Raw genomic sequence first — 18,016 nt, forward strand, 5'->3', positions numbered from 1 at the left:
GGCACCCATCGCCGCCCCCGACGGCCCTCTTGGAGCGACCGCTCCCGAACACCCGTCGGACAAGGAGGCGACACCATGGCGACGACCGAACACGCTCGACACCAGCTCTACCGGCGACTCATCGACACCATCGGACCCGACGAGGCGGACACCCTCATGGAGTTCCTTCCCCCATCCGGATGGGCAGAGGTCACCACCAAGGGCGACCTGCACCACCAGAACGAACTCGCCGCCATCCAGTTCGCCGCGATCGACCGCCAGTTCGAAGCGGTCGACCGCCGCTTCGAAGAGGTCGACCGGCGGTTCGACATCGTGGACCGGAAGTTCGAGGAGATCGACCGCAGATTCGAACAGGTCGACCGCAGATTCGAGGACATCGACCGCCGCTTCGAGCAGGTCGACCGTCGGTCCGAGGAGGTCCTCGCCGAGATGCGGGGAGGCTTCCAGGCCATGGCCGAGACGATCGATCTCAAGGTCCAGTCCTCCCAGAACCTGATCCTCGCCGAGCTCCACCGCACCATGCGGACCAACCTCATCGTCACCATCGCCGTGCTCGGCACGCTCATCACCGTCATGTCCGGCATCACCGCCGGCCTCTGAGGGCCACCGCCGCGGTTGCCTCCGGCGTCACACCCCGTCTCTAGACTCCGGTCGATGACCGAGCGGTGGCAGCTCAACCGGGCAGGGATCCTCAACGTCTACCAGTACGGCGACGAGACCCTGCACTTCGGCGGAGGCCGGCTACTGCTGCGCGGGGTCAACGGCTCGGGCAAGTCCACCGCGATGAACATGCTCCTGCCCTTCCTGCTCGACGGCGACGTGCGGCGCATCGACGCCGCCGGCGAGCAGTCCGGCGTCTTGCGATCCTGGATGCTGTCGGGCCGCGACGACCAACAACCGATCGGCTACCTGTGGCTCGAGCTGGCCAAAGGTGACGAGCACCTCTGCTTCGGGTGCGGCATCAAGGCCAACCGCGGCACCGACCGGGTCAACACCTGGTGGTTCGTCACTCCCCGCCGCGTCGGCATCGACCTGCACCTGGTCGAGGGGCGGGTGCCGCTCAGCGTCGAGGCGCTGCGCACCGCGGCCGAGCCCGGCACCGTCTACCGCGAAGACCAACGGCCCGCCTACCGCAACGACCTGCGCCACCGGCTCTTCGGCGGAGCCGAGCTCGACGAGCACCTGCGCCTGCTCCGCATCGTCCGCAACCCCCGGGTGGGCGACCGGCTCGACGACGACCTCCCCACCTATCTCCAGGACGCGCTCCCCCAGCTGTCCGAGGCCGCCCTCGACGACGCGGCCCAGCCCCTCGAAGACCTCGACGAGCATCGCCGCACGGTCACCGACCTCGCCCGCACCCACGAAGCGCTGACCGCCATCACCGGCGTCTACCGCTCCTATGCCCGCCGCGAGCTGCACCAGGCCGCCCAAACCACCCTCGACGTCGTCGCTGAGCGCGACCGGCTCCTCCGCCACGAGCGGAGCGCCCGCGAGGCCCACCAGCAGGCCGAGCAGCGCCTCACCCACGCCGAAGCCGAGAAGCAGCGCCTCACCACCGAGGCGAGCCGGCTCCGCATCGAGATCGACTCGCTGAAGGGCTCCGAGGCCTACAAGGCCGGCGCCGAGCTCACCGATCTCCGCCAGCTCCTCAAGGGACTCGAAGAGGCCCTGGCCGGCACCGTCGACCAGGTCGCCGGGTGGCAGGCCCGGCTGGGAGAGGACCGCACCGCCACCGAGCGAGCCGCCGACGAGGCCGACCACGCGACCGAGCGCCTCCGCTCCACGTTCAGCCTCCTCGCCGACCTGGCCGCGACGGGCGGCGTCCCGGCCCGACCCCCAGGAGTTCCCCACCTCGACCACGAGCCACCCGACGACACCTTGCCCCGCCGACCGACCGGGCCACTCGACACCTCGGCGCCGAAGGCCCAGCTCGTCGACCTGAGGGTCGCGGCCGCCAAGCGGATCCTCGACGTCGACACCATGCAGGCCGCCATCACCCTGGTCGATCACGCCGAAGCCGAACTGGCCGACGCCGAGCGCGACCGCGATGCCGCCACCACCCGCGCCGACGAGGCTCGCCGCTCGCTCGAGCAGGCCGAGGCCGAGGTGCACACCGCAGCCGAGGACTGGCGCACCGCCGCCACCGACTGGCTCGACGGGCTCGGCGACCACCAGCGGCGCCACGACCTCGCCGAGGCCACGATCGACCCGGACCTGATGGCCGACCCCGCCGGGCTCGCCGCGGCCGACGCATCGGTGACCGCGCCCCTCCGGGCGGCCGCCGAGACCACCGCCGCTGCCCACCAGCACCGCATCGCCCGCACCGAATCACAGCTCGCCCACCACGACGAGGTGGTCGCCGACCTCGAGCAGACCGTCGACGAGCTGGCGGCCACCACCCTGCCGGCACCGCCGTCCCAGCCCTGGCAGTCCCAGCGCGCCACCGCCGCGCTGAGCGAGCTCGTCGACTTCGCCGAGCACCTGACCGACGCCGAGCGCGCCGGTCTCGAAGCCGCCCTCGACGCGTCGGGCCTGCTCGCGGCCGAGGTGTCGGCCGACGGACACCTCCGGCTCGCCGACGGGCAGCTCCTGGCGGCCACGACCACCGGCCACCACGACGGCCCGTCGCTCGCCGACCTGCTCCGCGTCGACCAACCCGAACACCACCACGGGGTCACCGACGACGCCATCCGCGCGCTGCTCGGCTCGATCGCCATCGACCTGGCCAGCGACCGCCACACCGCGGTCACCACCTCGGGCGAGTTCCGGGTGGGGTCGCTCCACGGTCGCCACACCAAACCACGGGCCGAACACATCGGACTCACCGCCCGACGCGAAGCACTCGAGCAGCAGCGCGCGGCGGCAGCCGCCGAACTGGCATCGGCCCGAGACGAGCGCAACACCGTCGCCGCCCGCCACACCTCCCAGCTCGCGGCCCTCGAGGAGGCCGAGGCCCTCGCCAAGCGCGTCCCCTCCGACGGGCCGCTCATGCGGGCAGTCGCCCACCACGCCGCGGCCGAGCACCACGACGAGGCCGCGATGGCCGAACACGACGAGGCCGAGGCCCACGCCGTGCAGGTCGAGGCCCGTCTCGCCGATGCGGTGGCCCGGCGCCAGCGCGACGCCACCCGCCTGGGGCTGCCGTCCACCGGTCGCGAACTGGACGAGGTCCGAGACGACATCGGCTCCCTCCGCCGCGACGTCGGACACGCCCTCGACCAGCTCGAGACACTCACCGGGGTCGTCGAGCGCTGGATCGAACACGCCGACCAGTGCGAGCGCACCACCATCCGGCTCGAGGAGGTCACCGGCCAGGAGCAGGCGGCCCGGGCCCGTCGTGACGAGGTCGCCACCCGGCTGGCCACGCTCGAGGACAGCATCGGGCTCGACCTCGACGAGGTCCTCGCCGCGCTCGACCAGAGCACCAAGGACCTCGAGATCGCCGAAGCCCAGCTCGCTGCGGTCGACGATGAGCGATCCCAGGCCGGCACCGCGCTCGGAGCCACCGCCGAGCGGTTCGAGCACGCGACGGGGGCCCGCGTCGCCGCCGAGCAGCGCTGCCTCGACGCGCTCCCCCACCTGCACCGCATCCTCGACGTCCCCGGCCTGGTCCCCGCCGCCCTCGACGAGCCGTCCACCGAGCCCCCAGCGCTCGAAGACCCGTCCACCGAGCCCGACCACGAGCCCGACCACGGCGACCGGGGCTCGGCGCGGCTCCCCAGCGTCGACGACAGTCCCGAAGGTGCCCGCGAGCTCTCCGAGGCGATGCTGGCCATCGTGGCGCCGCCCGAGGCGCCCGACACCACCGCCGAGAGCGTCCGCATCTCGCTGCGACGTCGTCGCGACACCCTCGGCGCCGGGTGGGACGCCGAGGCTCGCCAGCCCGACGATCAGCTTCCCCTCCACATCCAGGTCACCGGCCCCTACGCCGACAACCTGCCCCTCCACGACGCCGCCCTCGCCGTCGACGAGCAGCTCGCCCAGCTCTCGGGCCTGCTCACCGCCAAGCAGCGACAGGCGCTGCGCAACCTCCTCCAGGGCCTCGTCGCACGGGAGGTGGCCGACAAGCTCCACGCGGCCGGCGAGTTGGTCGACCGCATGAACCAGCGCCTGGCCGAGATCACCACCGCCCACGGCATCGGCGTCAGCCTCCGGTGGCACCGCCGCAACGACCTCGACCCCGACCTCGCCGCCATGGTCGCCCTCCTCGCCAAGCTGCCCGACCTGCGCACCCCCGACGAGGACCAGGCGCTCAGCGACGCCCTCGGTGCTCGCATCGAGGAGGCCCGCCGCGACGAGCCCGACCTGCCCTACCGCGACCTCATCGCCGGGGTGCTCGACTACCGCGACTGGCACCGCATGGCGGTCGAACTGCACCGACCGGGACGCTCCACCGAGCTGCTCAGCCGGCGCAGCACCCTGTCCGAGGGCGAGAAGAAGATCGTCACCTACCTCCCCCTCTTCGCCGCCGTCGCCGCGTCCTACGACCGGCTCGCCACCGGCGCCCCCGACTCGCCCCGCTTCGTGCTGCTCGACGACGCCTTCGCCAAGGTGTCCGAGGACAACCACTCCAAGCTGTTCGGCCTGCTCGTCGACCTCGACCTCGACTTCATCGCCACCAGCGAACGGCTGTGGGGCACCCACGACACCGTGCCCGAGCTGGCGATCACCGAGGTCATCCGCGACGCCGACCTGGCCACCATCGTGCTCGAGCACTCGCGCTGGAACGGCCGGGAACGAACCCCGTGAGCACCTACGAACCCTCCCCCGCCGATACCCCAGCCGACACCGGCCGGTCGCTGTTCCGCTACGTGGTCGGCGACGAGTGGGCCGACTACCGGGCGATCATGGCGGTGTTCGCCGACACGTTCTTCACCGAGTTCAGCCCCGACGACGTCGCCCGCCGCCTCGCCGACGCCGGCCATCCTCTCGGTGAGGACGTCGTCGCCGACCGGCTCGAGAGCCTCCGACGGTGGGGCAACCTCGCCGTGTCCTCCTCGGTCGGCAACCCCACCAGCCTGACCGACTACTACCGGCGGCGGAACCGCTACCTCATCACCCGAGCCGGCCAAGAGGTACACCAGGTCGTCGAGGGAATCCTCACCCGCGTCGACGAGGTGGCCGACGTCTCCACCGGGCGGCTGCGCACCCTCCTCGACGCCCTCGTCCGCCTGGCCGCGGTCGACCCGGCCACGATCGACGAGACCGAGCTGTCCGACCTCGTCGGCGCCGTCTTCGACCCCCACCAGGCCTTCACCAGCGAGATCACCCAGTTCTTCGCCGCCATCAACCAGTGGCAGAGCCGCTATGACCTCTCCCCCGACGAGCTCCGGTTCTTCGCCGAGGTGCTCGTCGGCTACGTGGGAGAGCGCCTCGACGACATCGAGCGCACCGCCCGCCCCATCAGCAGGCGCCTGATCGAGCTGGAGCCCTCGTTCCCCACCATCGTCGAACGGGCCGAACAGGGGCTCGCTAGCCGCGTCGACCGAGCCGGGTTCGCCGACGAGGTGCGGGTCGGTCACCGGGCCGGCAGCCGCCTCGACGACTGGGACCACCTGTGCTCGTGGTTCGTCCGTTCCGGGGGTCGACCGTCGCGCATCGAGACCCTCACCCGCGACGCCGTCGCCGCCGTGCGCACGCTCACCCTGAACCTCACCCGGCTCTCCCGCGCCGGTGCCGCCGCCGCATCGCGCCGCGCCGATCTGCTCCGCCTCGCCCAGCTCTTCGGCGATGCCGAACCGGACCAGCTCCCACGGCTCGCCGCCGCCGCGTTCGGCATCGGACCCACCAATCACTACGGGGTGCTCGCCGCCGACGCCGGCGATCCGGTCGCCACCACCACCCCCTGGGCCGACGCGCCGCCGGCCGAGGTGCCGATGTCGATCCGCCGCCGGGGCGACACCACCAACCGGGGTCGCCCCAGCCCGGTCCCCGACCGCTCCCAGGAGACGGCGCTGCTGCGCCAACGCCGAGCCGAGGAGCGCGCCGCCCGCACCCGCATCGACCACGAGCTCCTCGACCTCGACGAGCTCGACGGGTCCACGGTGTCGGTCGCCGCGCTCACCCGACTCCAGGAGATCGTCGGCCGGACCCTCACCGGTCTCGGCACCGCCGCCACCGGCGCCCGGCGCGACGACGGGCCCCTGACCTGTCACATCGAGCGGACCCCAGGGCGCAACACCCGAGTGTCGTGCCCCGACGGCACCCTCGCCCTGCTCGACCTCACCGTCGCGCTCGCACCCCGCTTCGACACCGGAACGGACCACGCCCGTGCCGGCTGACCGCGACCCCCAGACCCCGCTCGACCTGCAGCTCTGCGCCCGCAGGCTTGTGCAGCGGCCGCTCACCTGCAAAGAGCACGACCCCGACCTGTTCCGGCTGATCCGCCGCAACGAGGCCGACCTCGACCGCTGGTTCACCCAGCGCCTCGGCTACCGGCTCCACGTCGATGCCGACACCGCACGGCTGCTCAAGTCCGGGGTCATCCCCCACCGGCGCCCGCTGCGCACCCGCACCGACCGCGCGTTCCACCAGCTCGAGTACACGCTCCTCGCCCTCACCCTGGCCACCACCGTCGCCGGCCCCGCGGTCATCAGCCTGCGCGACCTCGTCGACCAGATCAGGCTGGCCGCGGTCGACGCCGCGATCACCCTCGACGACCGGAGCACGACCCGCCGGGCAGTCGTCGTGGTGCTGCAGTGGATGATCGACCTGGGACTCGCCCACGAGCTGCACGAGGGGGTCGAGGGCTATGCCAGCGACGAGCACGCCGACGCGGTGCTGCGGATGCGGCCCGATCGCATCGCCCTCCTGACCCTGCCAGCGCTCGCCGGTGTCGAACGCGACGACGAGCTGGTCGAACGGGCCGAACGGCGTGGCGACGCACGCCAGTGGATGCGGTGTCGACTGGTCGAGGACCCAGTCATGTACCGCGGCGACCTCACCGACGACGAATGGAGCGAGCTGCGCCGCCGCCTGACCGAAGAGGCCCGGCTGCTCGACGAGATGTTCGGGTTGGTGCTCGAAGCCCGCGCCGAGGGCGTCGCAGCGATCGACCCCGACGGGCGTCTCGCCGATCAGGCGTTCCCCACCGGCGGCACGCTTGGCCACGCCGCCCTGCTGCTGATCACCGAGTTGGGCGACGACCTCGGCGAGGTCCATCGCTGGGACCAGGTGGAATCGATCGTGGCGAGGTTGACCGCCGAGCACCGGCACTTCTCCAAGACCTACCGCGAGGCTCCCCACCGCCTGGCCCGCGACGCGGTCGAGCTGCTGGTCGACCTGCGCCTGGCCGAGGAGGTCGCCTCCGACGAGGTGGCCATCGAGGACGAGGTGGCCGTCGCAGGGGAAGAGGATGAGGACGAGGATGCGGGCCGACCCGACATCCGGCTCTTGCCCGCCGCCGCACGGTTCCTGCCCGTCGCGCCCACCGCCGTCGCCGGTCACGAGCAGGAGTCGATGTGGTGAGCGCCCCCGTCTCGCTGCACGACGATCACATCGCCCCGCTGTGGCAGGCGGTTCGCCACCGCCTCGAGCGTCGGGGCGCCCACAACCGGGGTCGACTTCGCCTGCCCACCCTCGACTCGCAGGGTCGGCTCGTGCTGAAGGGACTGCTCGGCCGCCAGCCCGGAATCACCGTCGATCTCGGCGTCCTCGAAGGGGCCCTCGTCCGACTCGGGGTCGGCTCCGACCTGGCCGATGCCCTGGCCCACCTCGGCCACCCAATCTCCGACGCGCCCGAGGCGCAGCGGCAGCGGCACCGGCTTCAGCGGGCCGCACGGGAGGCCGCCCGAGCGGAGGCGGTGCGGTGGCCCGAGCCCTGGACCGAGGAGTGGATCGACGAGACGATCAGAGCTGGTGTGCTCCGGGGGTTCGACCCCGAGGCCGCCGTGACCCTCATCAGGCAGGTGCGCGACGTCCTCGACACGCTCGACCACGGCGGCCGGCCCCTCAGCCGCAACGAGCTGGCGGCACAGGTGTGCGGATCGGCCCACGCGCTCGATCCCGGCACCAGGCTCGAAGCCGCCGCGACCCGAGCCTTGGTGAAACGTTCGGGCCCAGCGCACGACCGCGAGCTGTGGACGGCAGCAGGCGCTCACCTCGACCTCACGTCCGCGCCCGCGCTCACCTGGAACCTGCCCCTGGCCGATTCGCCGCTCGCCACCACGGTGCGCGCGGCGACCGAAGCCGGGCTGCCCGTCCACCTCACGCGCTTCGCGCTCGAACGCTTCCCCGCAGTCACGGCCGCACTCTCCACATCCGTGCTCGTCGTCGAGAACCCGCGCCTGGTCGAAGCCGCCGCCCAATCGGTGCTGCCCCTCGCGGTGCTCGCCACCAACGGCCAACCGTCGTCCACGGTGACCCTCCTCGTCCACCAGCTCATCGGGTCGGGCGGGTCGCTCCACTGCCACGCCGACTTCGACCCGGCCGGCCTGGCGATCTGTTCGCGCCTGGCCGAGGGCGGCGTGTCTCCCTGGCACATGACCGCCACCCACTACCGGACCCAGGTGCGAGACGCCGAACGGTCGGGGGTAGACCTACCCGAGACGATCGGAGTCGCGCCGCCCACGCCCTGGGACCCTGCGCTGTCGACGGCGGTCACCGAGCTCAGGCGGGCGGTCCACGAGGAGCGCCTGCTCCCGGACCTTCTCGACCAGGCGGTGAGCGAGCTGGAGTGACGGTCTACCGCTCTGGCCTCCGGTCCGGGAATCCCTGTCACCGCAGCGCAGTACACTGGCACCCATCGCCGCCCCCGACGGCCCACTCGGAGCAATCGCTCCCCAACACCCGTCGGACACGAAGGCGACACCATGGCGACGACCGAGCACGCTCGACACCAGCTCTACCGACGACTCATCGACACCATCGGACCCGACGAGGCGGACACCCTCATGGAGTTCCTTCCCCCAGCCGGATGGGCAGACGTCACCACCAAGACCGATCTGCACCACCAGAACGAGCTCGCAGCCATCCAGTTCGCCGCGATCGACAGGAAGTTCGAAGAGGTCGACCACCGATTCGAGCACGTCGACCGGCGCTTCGAGCAGGTCGACCGGCGCTTCGAGCAGGTCGACCGGCGCTTCGAAGAGGTCCTCGCCGAGATGCGGGGCGGCTTCCAGACCATGGCCGAGACCATCGACCTGAAGGTCGAGTCCTCCCAGAACCTGATCCTCGCCGAGCTCCACCGCACCATGCGGACCAACCTCATCGTCACCATCGCCGTCCTCGGCACGCTCATCACCGTCATGGCCCGCATCACCGCCGGCCTCTGACGGCCACCCCGGGACGCTCGCCCACCATGGAGCTGGGACTCGAAGGTCGGACCGCCCTGATCACCGGAGCCTCCAAGGGGATCGGCCGTGCCGCCGCGGCCATGCTCGCCGGTGAAGGGTGCCACGTGTGGATGGTGGCCCGCTCCGCCTCGGTATTGGAGTCGGCCACCGAGTCGATCCGCTCCCACCACGGCGCGAGCGTGCCACCGATCGCCGCCGACCTGTCCCGCACCGACGAGATCGATCGATCGTGGGACGAGGTCCCGCTCCCCGACATCCTCGTCAACAACGCCGGTGCCATCCCCAGCGGCACGATCACCGACATCGACGACGAGCGGTGGCGCCGGGCGTGGGACCTCAAGGTGTTCGGCTACATCAACCTCATGCGCCGCGCGCTGTGCGGGGCGTGGGCATCAACCCCCGCTGACCGTGCCTACAGCGTCTTGACGTGGTCGACGAGCTGGGTGAGCGCGGTGCCCCAGCCGTCCTCGAAGCCCATCTCGGCGTGGCGGCGACAGCCCTCGGGGTCGCGGTGGATGGCGGTCGCGGTGTAGCGGGTGCCGCCGTCGGCGGTGGGCTCGAGTTGGATCACCGCGGTGAACGCCAGGTCGTCGACGGGGTTGGGGCGGAACCCGGGGCCGAGGGCAGAAGTCCAGGTGAGCCGCTCGTGCTCGATGACCTCGAGGTAGCAGCCGGCGCCGCCGCCCATCTCCTCACCCTCGGGTGAGCGCATCACGGTGCGGAACCGGCCACCGGGCCGCAGGTCGATCTCGCAGTCGATGGTCTCGTAGGGCTTCGGGGCGAACCACGGCATCAGATGCTCGGGCGTGGTCCACGCCATCCAGACCAGACCGGGTGCCACGTCGACCTCGCGGGTGAAGGTCAGGTCGAGCTCCGGGTCGAAGGTGTGGGTGGGGGTGGTGGTCGTGGTCATCGATCGTGCTCCTCCATGGTGCGGACGTAGTCGTCGAACTGGTCGAGGCGCCGCTCCCACAGCTCGCGCTGGGCGTCGAGCCAGTGCTCGGCCCGGCGCAGCGGCTCGGCACGGAGCCGGTAGGTGCGGACCCGGCCGGCCTTGTGCGAGGTGACCAGACCGCAGCGCTCGAGCACGCCGAGGTGCGACGAGCTCGGTGGCGACCGCTGGCATGTCGACAGCGTCGCACCGACCGACACTTAGGTCACTACCTAACTGTTGGGCCGGAGTTCGAACCGGGGGCGCTGACGGTGGATGAAAAAGCTTGATAGGCCCTTGCATTGCTCTGATTCACTCGATATCATCGAACACATGTTCGCCCTCCGAACCGCCGAAACCGAGCTGCAGGCGGTCGTCGCGCTCCTCGATCCCGAGTCCCTGGACGATCAGGGCGCGCTCGACGCGGTCGACGCCTTCGACCGGATCGAGCGCCTCGCAGCCGCCGGCAAGGCGGTCGCCGCGGCGCGGGTCGAACGCAGCGACATCTGGCGAGGACATGGTGCGCGCGACGCCATCGGTTTCCTCGCAGCACGCACCCGCTCCACCTACGCACGCATCCGCGACGCCATCGCGGTCACCGACCGGCTCGGCGATCTGGCACTGGTCGATCGTGCCCTGCGCGATGGCGAGCTCACGATCGACCAGGCCGCCGACATCGCTGCCGCAGCCGGCGAGCACCCCGACACCGAGGCCGAGCTCGTCACGCTCGCCTCCACCGCCACCCGTCGCCAACTCAAGGCCCGCTGCGTCGAGATCCTCGCCGAAGGCAAGGGTGCCGAAGAACAACACCGTCGCGCCCAGGCCGAACGCTCGATGTCGAGCAACGTGGGCCGCGACGGCATCTGGCGAAGCTCGGTTCGGCTGCCGATCATCGACGGTGCCTACCTCGACAAGGCACTCGATCACTTCCAGACCCAGATCTTCGACGAGGCCCGCCGCCGCGGCGACCGCGAACCCTTCGACGCCTACCGGGCCGACGCGCTCGTGGCCATGGCCAAAGCCGCCATGGACGAGGAACCCTCGTGTGGCTGCGCCGACAGCCAGGACCAGCCCGGGGCCGACGACCAGGCAGCCGGCAACAACCGCGCCAGCCGGCGCACGCGCCGACGCCGACGCAGCTCATCGACCCGACACGCCATCGTCATCACCGTTCCCCACACCACCTTCCTCACCGGCGCACCCGTCGCCGGCGAGACCTGCCAGATCCCCGGCGTCGGCCCCGTGCCGGTGTCGGTGGTGCACCGCCTCCTCGACGACGACCCCATCATCAAAGCCATCGTCACCAAAGGCCGCGACATCACCGCACTCGCCACCATCACCCGCTCCCTCAAAGACGACCTCCGCCTCGCCGTACTCGCCGCCAACGACCTCACCTGCGGGGTCGCCACCTGCGACAACACGCGGTTCCTCGAGATCGACCACGAATGGGAGTACCACCAGGGCGGTCCCACCAGCTACGACAACCTGCGTCCCCTCTGCAGCTTCCACCACCGACAACGCACCGACGAAGGCTACGAACTACGGGGAAACCCCGGCAGCTACCAATGGATCTCACCCGACGGAACCATCCTCGCCGCCGAGCAATCAGCCGTCCCCATCTGACCTCGGCCCACCACACACTTCCCCCCACTTCCCACCCGCAGCTTGACAACCGAATACCCCCGGGTCGGGCCACGAGACGCACCGCTCGTCGCTGCCGTGCCGCGCTCGGCGAGCGGTGCTGTGGTCCGGCCACTACCGTCACCCCCATGGGCGTGAGGGCGTGGTTCTACCGGCAGCTGGAACGAGGGTCCGCGCCTCAACCGGACCCCGACTCGCTCGCCTTTCTGGCCATGGTGCCGATCTTCGAGGCGGGCCTGCTCGTCGAGAGCCTGCGCGCCAACGGCATCGACGCCAGCTACAGCGAGGCGACGAACCCCGTCTCCCGCTCGCTGACCAACGGCAAGGTCTATGTCCGCCAGGCCCAGCTCGCCGAAGCCCGGGCGTTCATCGACTCCCCCGACCCGGTGGTCGACGACGAACCCACATGACCCCGAGCGGCGGGGCCGACCCCGTGGCCAGGCTCCCGTGCAATGGCTCCGTCAGCGAGAGCTCGGCTGTCGGCACCCGTCGGTAGTGTGTGCCCGTGAACCCCGAGCAGCTCCTCGACGACCTCAACGCGGCCCAGCGCGCCGCCGTCACGAGCGACGCCGCCCCGCTGTGCATCCTCGCCGGCGCCGGCTCCGGCAAGACCAGGGTGCTCACCCGCCGCATCGGTCACCGGGTGCTCACCGGCAGTGCCGACCCCCGCCACGTCCTCGCGCTCACCTTCACCCGCAAGGCCGCGGGCGAGCTCAACTCACGGCTGCGGGCGCTGGGGCTTCGCGACGCCGTCGCCGCCGGGACGTTCCACTCGGTGGCCTACGCCCAGCTTCGCTCCCGCTGGGCCGACAAGGCCATCACGCCCCCGAAGCTGCTCGACCGCAAGGTCGGCTTCGTCGCCCGCCTGGTGCCCAAGCACGTGCAACCCATCGACATCGTCGGCGAGATCGAGTGGGCCAAGGCCCGCCGCATCGCCCCCGACGCCTACGTCGACGGTGCCGCTCGGGCCGCCCGCACACCCCCGATCGACCCCCTCGTCGTGGCCGACTGCTACGCCCGCTACGAGCAGACCAAGCGCGATCGCCGCATGGTCGACTTCGACGACCTGCTCCGGCTCGCCATCCGCGACCTCACCAACGACCGCGAGTTCGCCGCCGCGCAACGCTGGCGGTTCCGCCACCTGTTCGTCGACGAGTTCCAGGACGTCAACCAGCTCCAGTTCGACCTCATGCGTGCCTGGCTCGGCGACCGCGACGACCTCTGCGTGGTGGGCGACCCCAACCAGGCGATCTACGCCTGGAACGGAGCCGACGCACGGTACCTGTCCGAGTTCGAACGATGGTTCCCCCACAGCGAGCAGGTCGAGCTGGCCGACAACTACCGGTCGAGCCCCCAGATCCTCGCGGCGGCCAACGCGGTGCTCGCCCCCTCCCGACCACGATCCTCACCGCTGCGGGCCAACCGGCCCGCAGGTCCGCTCCCGGTGGTGAGCCGCCACGCCACCGACGCCGACGAAGCCACCGCCGTCGCCCGGGCCATCCGTGACCGGCACCGACCCGGCGCCCGATGGTCGTCCCAGGCGGTGCTGGTCCGCACCAACGCCCAGGGCGTCCTCATCGCCGAATCGCTGCGGGCCGCAGGCATCCCCCATCGCGTCCGCGGTGGCACCGCGCTGCTCGACCAGGCCGAGGTCAAGACCGCCCTGGCCGGCATCCGACGCCATCACGGACCGTTCGCCGCCGCAGCCGCCGACCTTGCCGCCACCATCGACGACACCGACCCGGCCGACGACCCGAACAGCGAACCACCCGGTGCCGGCCGCGGCGCTGCCGACGGCGACACCTCCGACGCGGTGGCCCAGCGCCGGGCGAATCTCGAGATGCTGCTGCGGCTGGCCGACGACTACCAGCGCATCGACCCCACGCCCACGGCGTCGGCGTTCATCGAGTGGCTGCGCACCACCGTCGGCTCCGACCAACCCGACCGCGACGCGGTCGACATCACCACGTTCCACGCGGCCAAAGGACTCGAGTGGCCCGTCGTGCACGTCGCCGGGATCGAACAGGGGCTGGTCCCGATCGGCCACGCCCGCACCGACGCCGCCATGGCCGAAGAGCGCCGGCTGTTCTACGTGGCGGTCACCCGCGCCGAACACGAGCTGGTCTGCACCTGGGCCCAGCAGCGGGTCTTCGGTCAGCGCACCAGATCGCGCGAGCCGTCGCCCTACCTCGATGCCCTCGCCCTCGCGGCCACCCAGGGCGCCGACAGCACACCGGTCGACTGGAGCTCGTTCATCCGGGCCGAACGAGCCAAGCTGGCCGCCGCCAACCCGCCACGCGCCGCCAAAGCACGAGGGCGGGCCCGGACGCCGGCAGCCGACCTCGACTCCGACGACGCCGCCGTGTTCGAGGCCCTCCGGTCGTGGCGTTCCACCAAGGCCCGGGCGGCCAACGTCCCCGCCTATGTGATCTTCAACGACGCCACGCTCGCCGCGATCGCCCACTCCCGCCCGAGCAGCCCCCGTGAGCTGCTGTCGCTGCCCGGCATCGGTCCCGTCAAGGCCGAGCGCCACGGCCACGACGTGCTCTCGGTGCTGGCCGACCACCCCTGACCACGGCACCACCCCAGACCACGGCCACTGCCCTGACCAGGGCCCACTCCTGACCAGGACCGCCGCCGATCACGGCGACGGAGCGATGGCGCCGGCGGGTCGGGGAGGTCGCACCAGCGAGACCACCTCACGACCGGCAAGCACCACGAAGAAGAGCGCCACCGCGGTGAACGCCATGGTGGCCGAGGCCGCGGTGTCGTAGTGGAAGCTCACCACCAGCCCGCCCACGACCGAGACGATCCCGACCACCACCCCCACCACCATGATCAACGGCACCCGGCGTACCAGCAACGAGGCGGTGGCGGGCGGTGCCACCAGCAGGCCGAACACGAGCAACGCCCCGACCGCCTGGAACGACGACACGATCGACACCGCGATCAGCCCCAGCATGATCGCGTGGGCGAGCCGTGGTCGCATCCCCAACGACGACGCCTTGTCGGGGTTGAACGCCAAGGCGAGGAACGGGCGATAGCTCAACACCACCACCGCCACGACCACCGCCGCCGCGACCCACTGGAACCGCAGATCGCCTGCGGTCACCCCGAGCACGTCACCGAACAGGAACGAGCTGAGATCGCCGGCATAGGAGCGCTGGCGCGAGATGATGATGACCCCGAGCGCCAGCATGCCAACGAACAACAGACCGATGCCGGTGTCCTCGGGAAGACGGACCCTGCGGTTCACCAACCCGACCCCACCGACCATGACCAGGGCGCTCACCATGGCACCCAGACGCAGATCGACACCCCACACGAAGGCCAGGGCGATGCCCGGGAGCACTCCGTGAGCCAGGGCGTCGCCGATGAAGGTCATTCCCCGGATCACCACCCAGGTCCCGATCACCGAGGTGGTCACCACGGCGAGGATCCCCGCGAGCAGTGCCCGCTGCATGAACTCGTAGCCGAAGGGATCGGTCAACCACTCCACGGTCGGAGCCTACGGGTTCGCCGAGGCGGCCAAGGCGATCAGCCCAGCGCCTCGGCGATGAGCTCGGCATTGGTGACCAGCAGCCCGGTGTAGGTCTCCGCACCCGAACCGGGATCGCCCAGCGAGTCGGTGTAGAGGCTCACGACCTCCACCTCGCCCGCCGCCTCGTCCGCCAGCGCCTCAGACAGCGTGGGAGCGAGCACGTTCTCGGCGAAGACCGCTGGGACCTGCTGCTCCTCGATCTGGTGCACCAGCCCGCCGATGTCGCCGGGACTGGCCGATGCCAGGCTGTCACCACCCTGGACGATCACCCCGATCACCTCGAAGTCGTAGCGGGCGGCCAGATAGCCGAGGTTGTCGTGGTTGGTGACCAGGACCCGCCGCTCGGGCGGCACCACGGAGAGGATGGTGGCCACCTCGTCGTCGACCGCCGCCAGATCGGCGACCAGGGCATCGGCGCGTTCCTCCAGCCCGGCTGGGTCGAGGCCGGTGGCGTCGCTGATCGCGTCGACGACGCCCGGGACGGCCTCGGCCATCCGGATCGGGTCGTGCCAGAAGTGCGGGTCCATCGCGCCGTGGTCGTGATCGGCCTCGTCGTGATCGGCCTCGTCGTGATCGGCGGCGGTGAAGGGCAGCGGATCGATCAGCTCGCCCACCTCGAGCACCGTCACCCCGTCGCTCATCGCCGCGTCGAGGGTGCTGTCCAGCCCCACCTCGAGGCCGAGGCCGTTGGCGACCACCAGCGAGGCATCCCGCAGGCGGGCCGCCTGCTGGGCCGAGGGCTCGAAGTCGTGTGGATCGGCGCCGAGCGGCATGACCACCTCGACCTCGGCCTCGTCGCCGACCAGCGTGGACACCACGTCACCGAGGATCGAGGTCGTGGCAACGATCAGTGGGCGGTCATCTGCGGGGGGAGCGGCTTCGCCGGTGGAGTCGTCGCCACACGCCAGAAGGCCCAGGGCGATCGCGGCGAGGAGTCCGGTCAGTTGGAGTCGTCTGTTTCGCATGATGAGAACAATACTGAGTCTGGTTCTCATTTGCTAGTCGGGGCGGCTCGCTCCGAACTGCTCGGCGAACCGGGCGAAGTCGACGGTGATGAACAGTGCCTCGGCCTCCGCGGTGAGGACCTCACCCTGGTAGAGGCGGCCGACGGTGAAGATCTTGCGGCCCTCGGTGCGAAAGAGCTCGCCCTCGAACCTCAGCGGCTCGTGCAGCGGGGTCGGGTTGCGGTAGTCGACCTTCAGATATGCAGTCATCCCGCCCGAGCCCCCGAGCGACTGGGCCGCACCGAGCACCTCGTCGAAGGAGGCCGCGATCCATCCACCGTGCACACAACCGGGAGGCCCCTCGTAGGCCGAACCGAACGTCGCCGTCGCCCGGATGATGCCATCGCCGAACTCGATGTGGAGGGGTGGGGCGATGGGGTTGGCCTGGCCGAGCACGGGGCTGCGGTCCATGAAGCTGTCGACGCCGGGAGCGGTTGCGGCCTCGGCATAGCCGACCTGCTCGGCATCGGGCAGGCCCTCGAGCGACGCCGCGATCTCCTCGAGCTCGGACCCGACCTCGGCCAGCCGCTCGACCGGGGCATCGACCGCAGCCAAGACCTCGATGACCCGCCGCATCGCCGTGCCGACCCGGCGCTTCTCGCGCCGGTAGGGCGTCAACTCGACCGTCTCCTCCCCGCGGATGAACCCCGCCGCCCACCCTGATGCCGACCCGAACTCAGCCGCACCCTCGTCCGTGCCCTCGCCCGTGCCCTCAGCCGAAGGGGAAGACTCAGGCACCGTCGTCACCACCTGCGAGGTCGAACTCGGCGATGACCGGTGCGTGATCCGACGGCTTGGTCCCCTTGCGGGCGTTGCGATCCACCACGTCCAGGGTCGACCGCTCGGCCAGCGCCGAGGTGGCCAGGACGTAGTCGATGCGCATGCCCTGACGCTTGTGGAACCGGCCGGCGGTGTAGTCCCAGTAGGAGTACAGGCCCTCGACATCGGGGTAGCGCTCGCGGAACACGTCGACCAGTCCCCAGTCACGGATCGAGGCCAACGCCTCCCGTTCGGGCTCGGTCACATGCGTCGACCCCTCGAACGCGGCCCGGTCCCACACGTCGATGTCCTCGGGTGCGATGTTGAAGTCGCCGCACACCGCAACCAGGTCGTCGGGTGAACAGGTCCGGTCGAGATGGTCCCGCAGGCGGTCGAGCCAGGAGAGCTTGTACCGGTAGTGCGGGTCGTCGGGCGCTCGACCGTTGGGCACGTACACGCTCGTGACCCGCACCGGACCGCAGGTGGCAGACACCAGGCGGGTGTCGGGGTCCGGCTCGATCCCCTCGCAGAACCCGGCCACCGCATCGGCGATCCCCAGCCGGCTCAGGATGGCGACGCCGTTCCAGCGGCCATCGCCGTGGTGCACCGACTCGTAGCCGAGCGACTCGAAGGCCATGGCGGGGAAGGCGGTGTCGGCCAGCTTGGTCTCCTGGAGGCACACGATCTCGGGCTCGACCTCGGTGAGCCACTCCTCGACACGGGGCATGCGGGCCTTCAGCGAGTTGACGTTCCAGGTGGCGATCCTCACGGCCCGACCCTACCGAGCCGGTTCAGCCACCGGCACGTCTCGGGGGACCAGCAACCACCTCTCGGGGGAGGCCCACAC

At 71.1% G+C, this 18,016-nt stretch carries 15 protein-coding genes and 1 pseudogene; 10 read left to right on the forward strand and 6 right to left on the reverse strand.

Annotated features, from left to right (window positions below; genetic code table 11):
* Nucleotides 1-75: 75 nt before the first annotated feature.
* The 7 genes and pseudogenes from U5K29_09320 to U5K29_09350 all read left to right on the forward strand — a co-directional run bounded on the left by U5K29_09320 (nt 76) and on the right by U5K29_09350 (nt 9,658).
* On the forward strand, nt 76-600 hold the full coding sequence (locus U5K29_09320; GenBank protein MDZ7678741.1) for a hypothetical protein: 525 nt from the start codon (nt 76-78) through the stop codon (nt 598-600).
* A 54-nt stretch (nt 601-654) separates the two neighbouring features.
* On the forward strand, nt 655-4,749 hold the full coding sequence (locus tag U5K29_09325; GenBank protein MDZ7678742.1) for a TIGR02680 family protein: 4,095 nt from the start codon (nt 655-657) through the stop codon (nt 4,747-4,749).
* A complete protein-coding gene (locus U5K29_09330) occupies nt 4,746-6,281 on the forward strand; it encodes a TIGR02677 family protein (GenBank protein ID MDZ7678743.1) in 1,536 nt (511 codons plus the stop codon). Before U5K29_09325 ends, U5K29_09330 begins: the two co-directional genes overlap by 4 nt.
* Nucleotides 6,271-7,467, forward strand: a complete 1,197-nt coding sequence (locus tag U5K29_09335; GenBank protein ID MDZ7678744.1) for a TIGR02678 family protein — start codon at nt 6,271-6,273, stop codon at nt 7,465-7,467. Before U5K29_09330 ends, U5K29_09335 begins: the two co-directional genes overlap by 11 nt.
* Nucleotides 7,464-8,678 (forward strand): DUF2399 domain-containing protein, encoded by a 1,215-nt coding sequence (locus tag U5K29_09340; GenBank protein ID MDZ7678745.1) that lies wholly within the window; start codon nt 7,464-7,466, stop codon nt 8,676-8,678. Before U5K29_09335 ends, U5K29_09340 begins: the two co-directional genes overlap by 4 nt.
* A gap of 132 nt (nt 8,679-8,810) precedes the next feature.
* Nucleotides 8,811-9,272 carry a hypothetical protein gene (locus U5K29_09345; protein MDZ7678746.1) on the forward strand — a complete coding sequence of 154 codons (462 nt, stop codon included), beginning with the start codon at nt 8,811-8,813 and terminating at the stop codon, nt 9,270-9,272.
* Between the two features lie 26 nt (nt 9,273-9,298).
* Nucleotides 9,299-9,658 (forward strand): annotated as a pseudogene (locus U5K29_09350) (SDR family NAD(P)-dependent oxidoreductase).
* A gap of 47 nt (nt 9,659-9,705) precedes the next feature.
* Here U5K29_09350 and U5K29_09355 read toward each other — a convergent pair.
* Together U5K29_09355 and U5K29_09360 are read right to left on the reverse strand one after the other, a co-directional pair.
* Nucleotides 9,706-10,206 (reverse strand): SRPBCC family protein, encoded by a 501-nt coding sequence (locus U5K29_09355; GenBank protein MDZ7678747.1) that lies wholly within the window; start codon nt 10,204-10,206, stop codon nt 9,706-9,708.
* The gene (locus U5K29_09360; protein MDZ7678748.1) at nt 10,203-10,445 is read right to left on the reverse strand and encodes a helix-turn-helix domain-containing protein; all 243 of its coding nucleotides are present in this window, start codon (nt 10,443-10,445) and stop codon (nt 10,203-10,205) included. Before U5K29_09360 ends, U5K29_09355 begins: the two co-directional genes overlap by 4 nt.
* 112 nt (nt 10,446-10,557) lie before the next feature.
* Here U5K29_09360 and U5K29_09365 point away from each other — a divergent pair, with 112 nt between their 5' ends.
* The 3 genes from U5K29_09365 to U5K29_09375 all read left to right on the forward strand — a co-directional run bounded on the left by U5K29_09365 (nt 10,558) and on the right by U5K29_09375 (nt 14,437).
* The gene (locus U5K29_09365; GenBank protein ID MDZ7678749.1) at nt 10,558-11,847 is read left to right on the forward strand and encodes an HNH endonuclease; all 1,290 of its coding nucleotides are present in this window, start codon (nt 10,558-10,560) and stop codon (nt 11,845-11,847) included.
* Nucleotides 11,848-11,993: 146 nt separating this feature from the next.
* Nucleotides 11,994-12,275 carry a hypothetical protein gene (locus U5K29_09370; protein ID MDZ7678750.1) on the forward strand — a complete coding sequence of 94 codons (282 nt, stop codon included), beginning with the start codon at nt 11,994-11,996 and terminating at the stop codon, nt 12,273-12,275.
* A 95-nt stretch (nt 12,276-12,370) separates the two neighbouring features.
* On the forward strand, nt 12,371-14,437 hold the full coding sequence (locus tag U5K29_09375) for an ATP-dependent DNA helicase UvrD2 (protein ID MDZ7678751.1): 2,067 nt from the start codon (nt 12,371-12,373) through the stop codon (nt 14,435-14,437).
* A 69-nt stretch (nt 14,438-14,506) separates the two neighbouring features.
* On the opposite strand, the gene aztB is transcribed toward U5K29_09375, so the two are convergent.
* The 4 genes from aztB to U5K29_09395 all read right to left on the reverse strand — a co-directional run bounded on the left by aztB (nt 14,507) and on the right by U5K29_09395 (nt 17,938).
* Nucleotides 14,507-15,364: a zinc ABC transporter permease AztB gene (gene aztB / locus U5K29_09380; protein ID MDZ7678752.1), complete on the reverse strand. Its 858-nt coding sequence runs from the start codon at nt 15,362-15,364 to the stop codon at nt 14,507-14,509.
* Between the two features lie 38 nt (nt 15,365-15,402).
* On the reverse strand, nt 15,403-16,371 hold the full coding sequence (locus tag U5K29_09385; GenBank protein ID MDZ7678753.1) for a metal ABC transporter substrate-binding protein: 969 nt from the start codon (nt 16,369-16,371) through the stop codon (nt 15,403-15,405).
* A 33-nt stretch (nt 16,372-16,404) separates the two neighbouring features.
* Nucleotides 16,405-17,028, reverse strand: a complete 624-nt coding sequence (locus U5K29_09390) for a PaaI family thioesterase (GenBank protein ID MDZ7678754.1) — start codon at nt 17,026-17,028, stop codon at nt 16,405-16,407.
* Between the two features lie 112 nt (nt 17,029-17,140).
* Nucleotides 17,141-17,938, reverse strand: coding sequence for an exodeoxyribonuclease III (locus tag U5K29_09395; GenBank protein ID MDZ7678755.1), 798 nt, complete (start codon nt 17,936-17,938; stop codon nt 17,141-17,143).
* Nucleotides 17,939-18,016 lie beyond the last annotated feature (78 nt).

This window comes from Acidimicrobiales bacterium (genome assembly GCA_034521975.1).
Classification (GTDB): Bacteria; Actinomycetota; Acidimicrobiia; order Acidimicrobiales; family SKKL01; genus SKKL01.

Bases quoted from the DNA above. Each gene is read 5' to 3' on its own strand.
- U5K29_09320 (MDZ7678741.1), top strand. From the start codon at position 76: ATGGCGACGACCGAACACGCTCGACACCAGCTCTACCGGCGACTCATC.
- U5K29_09325 (MDZ7678742.1), top strand. From the start codon at position 655: ATGACCGAGCGGTGGCAGCTCAACCGGGCAGGGATCCTCAACGTCTAC.
- U5K29_09345 (MDZ7678746.1), top strand. From the start codon at position 8,811: ATGGCGACGACCGAGCACGCTCGACACCAGCTCTACCGACGACTCATC.
- U5K29_09355 (MDZ7678747.1), bottom strand. From the start codon at position 10,206: ATGACCACGACCACCACCCCCACCCACACCTTCGACCCGGAGCTCGAC.
- U5K29_09365 (MDZ7678749.1), top strand. From the start codon at position 10,558: ATGTTCGCCCTCCGAACCGCCGAAACCGAGCTGCAGGCGGTCGTCGCG.
- U5K29_09370 (MDZ7678750.1), top strand. From the start codon at position 11,994: ATGGGCGTGAGGGCGTGGTTCTACCGGCAGCTGGAACGAGGGTCCGCG.
- U5K29_09385 (MDZ7678753.1), bottom strand. From the start codon at position 16,371: ATGCGAAACAGACGACTCCAACTGACCGGACTCCTCGCCGCGATCGCC.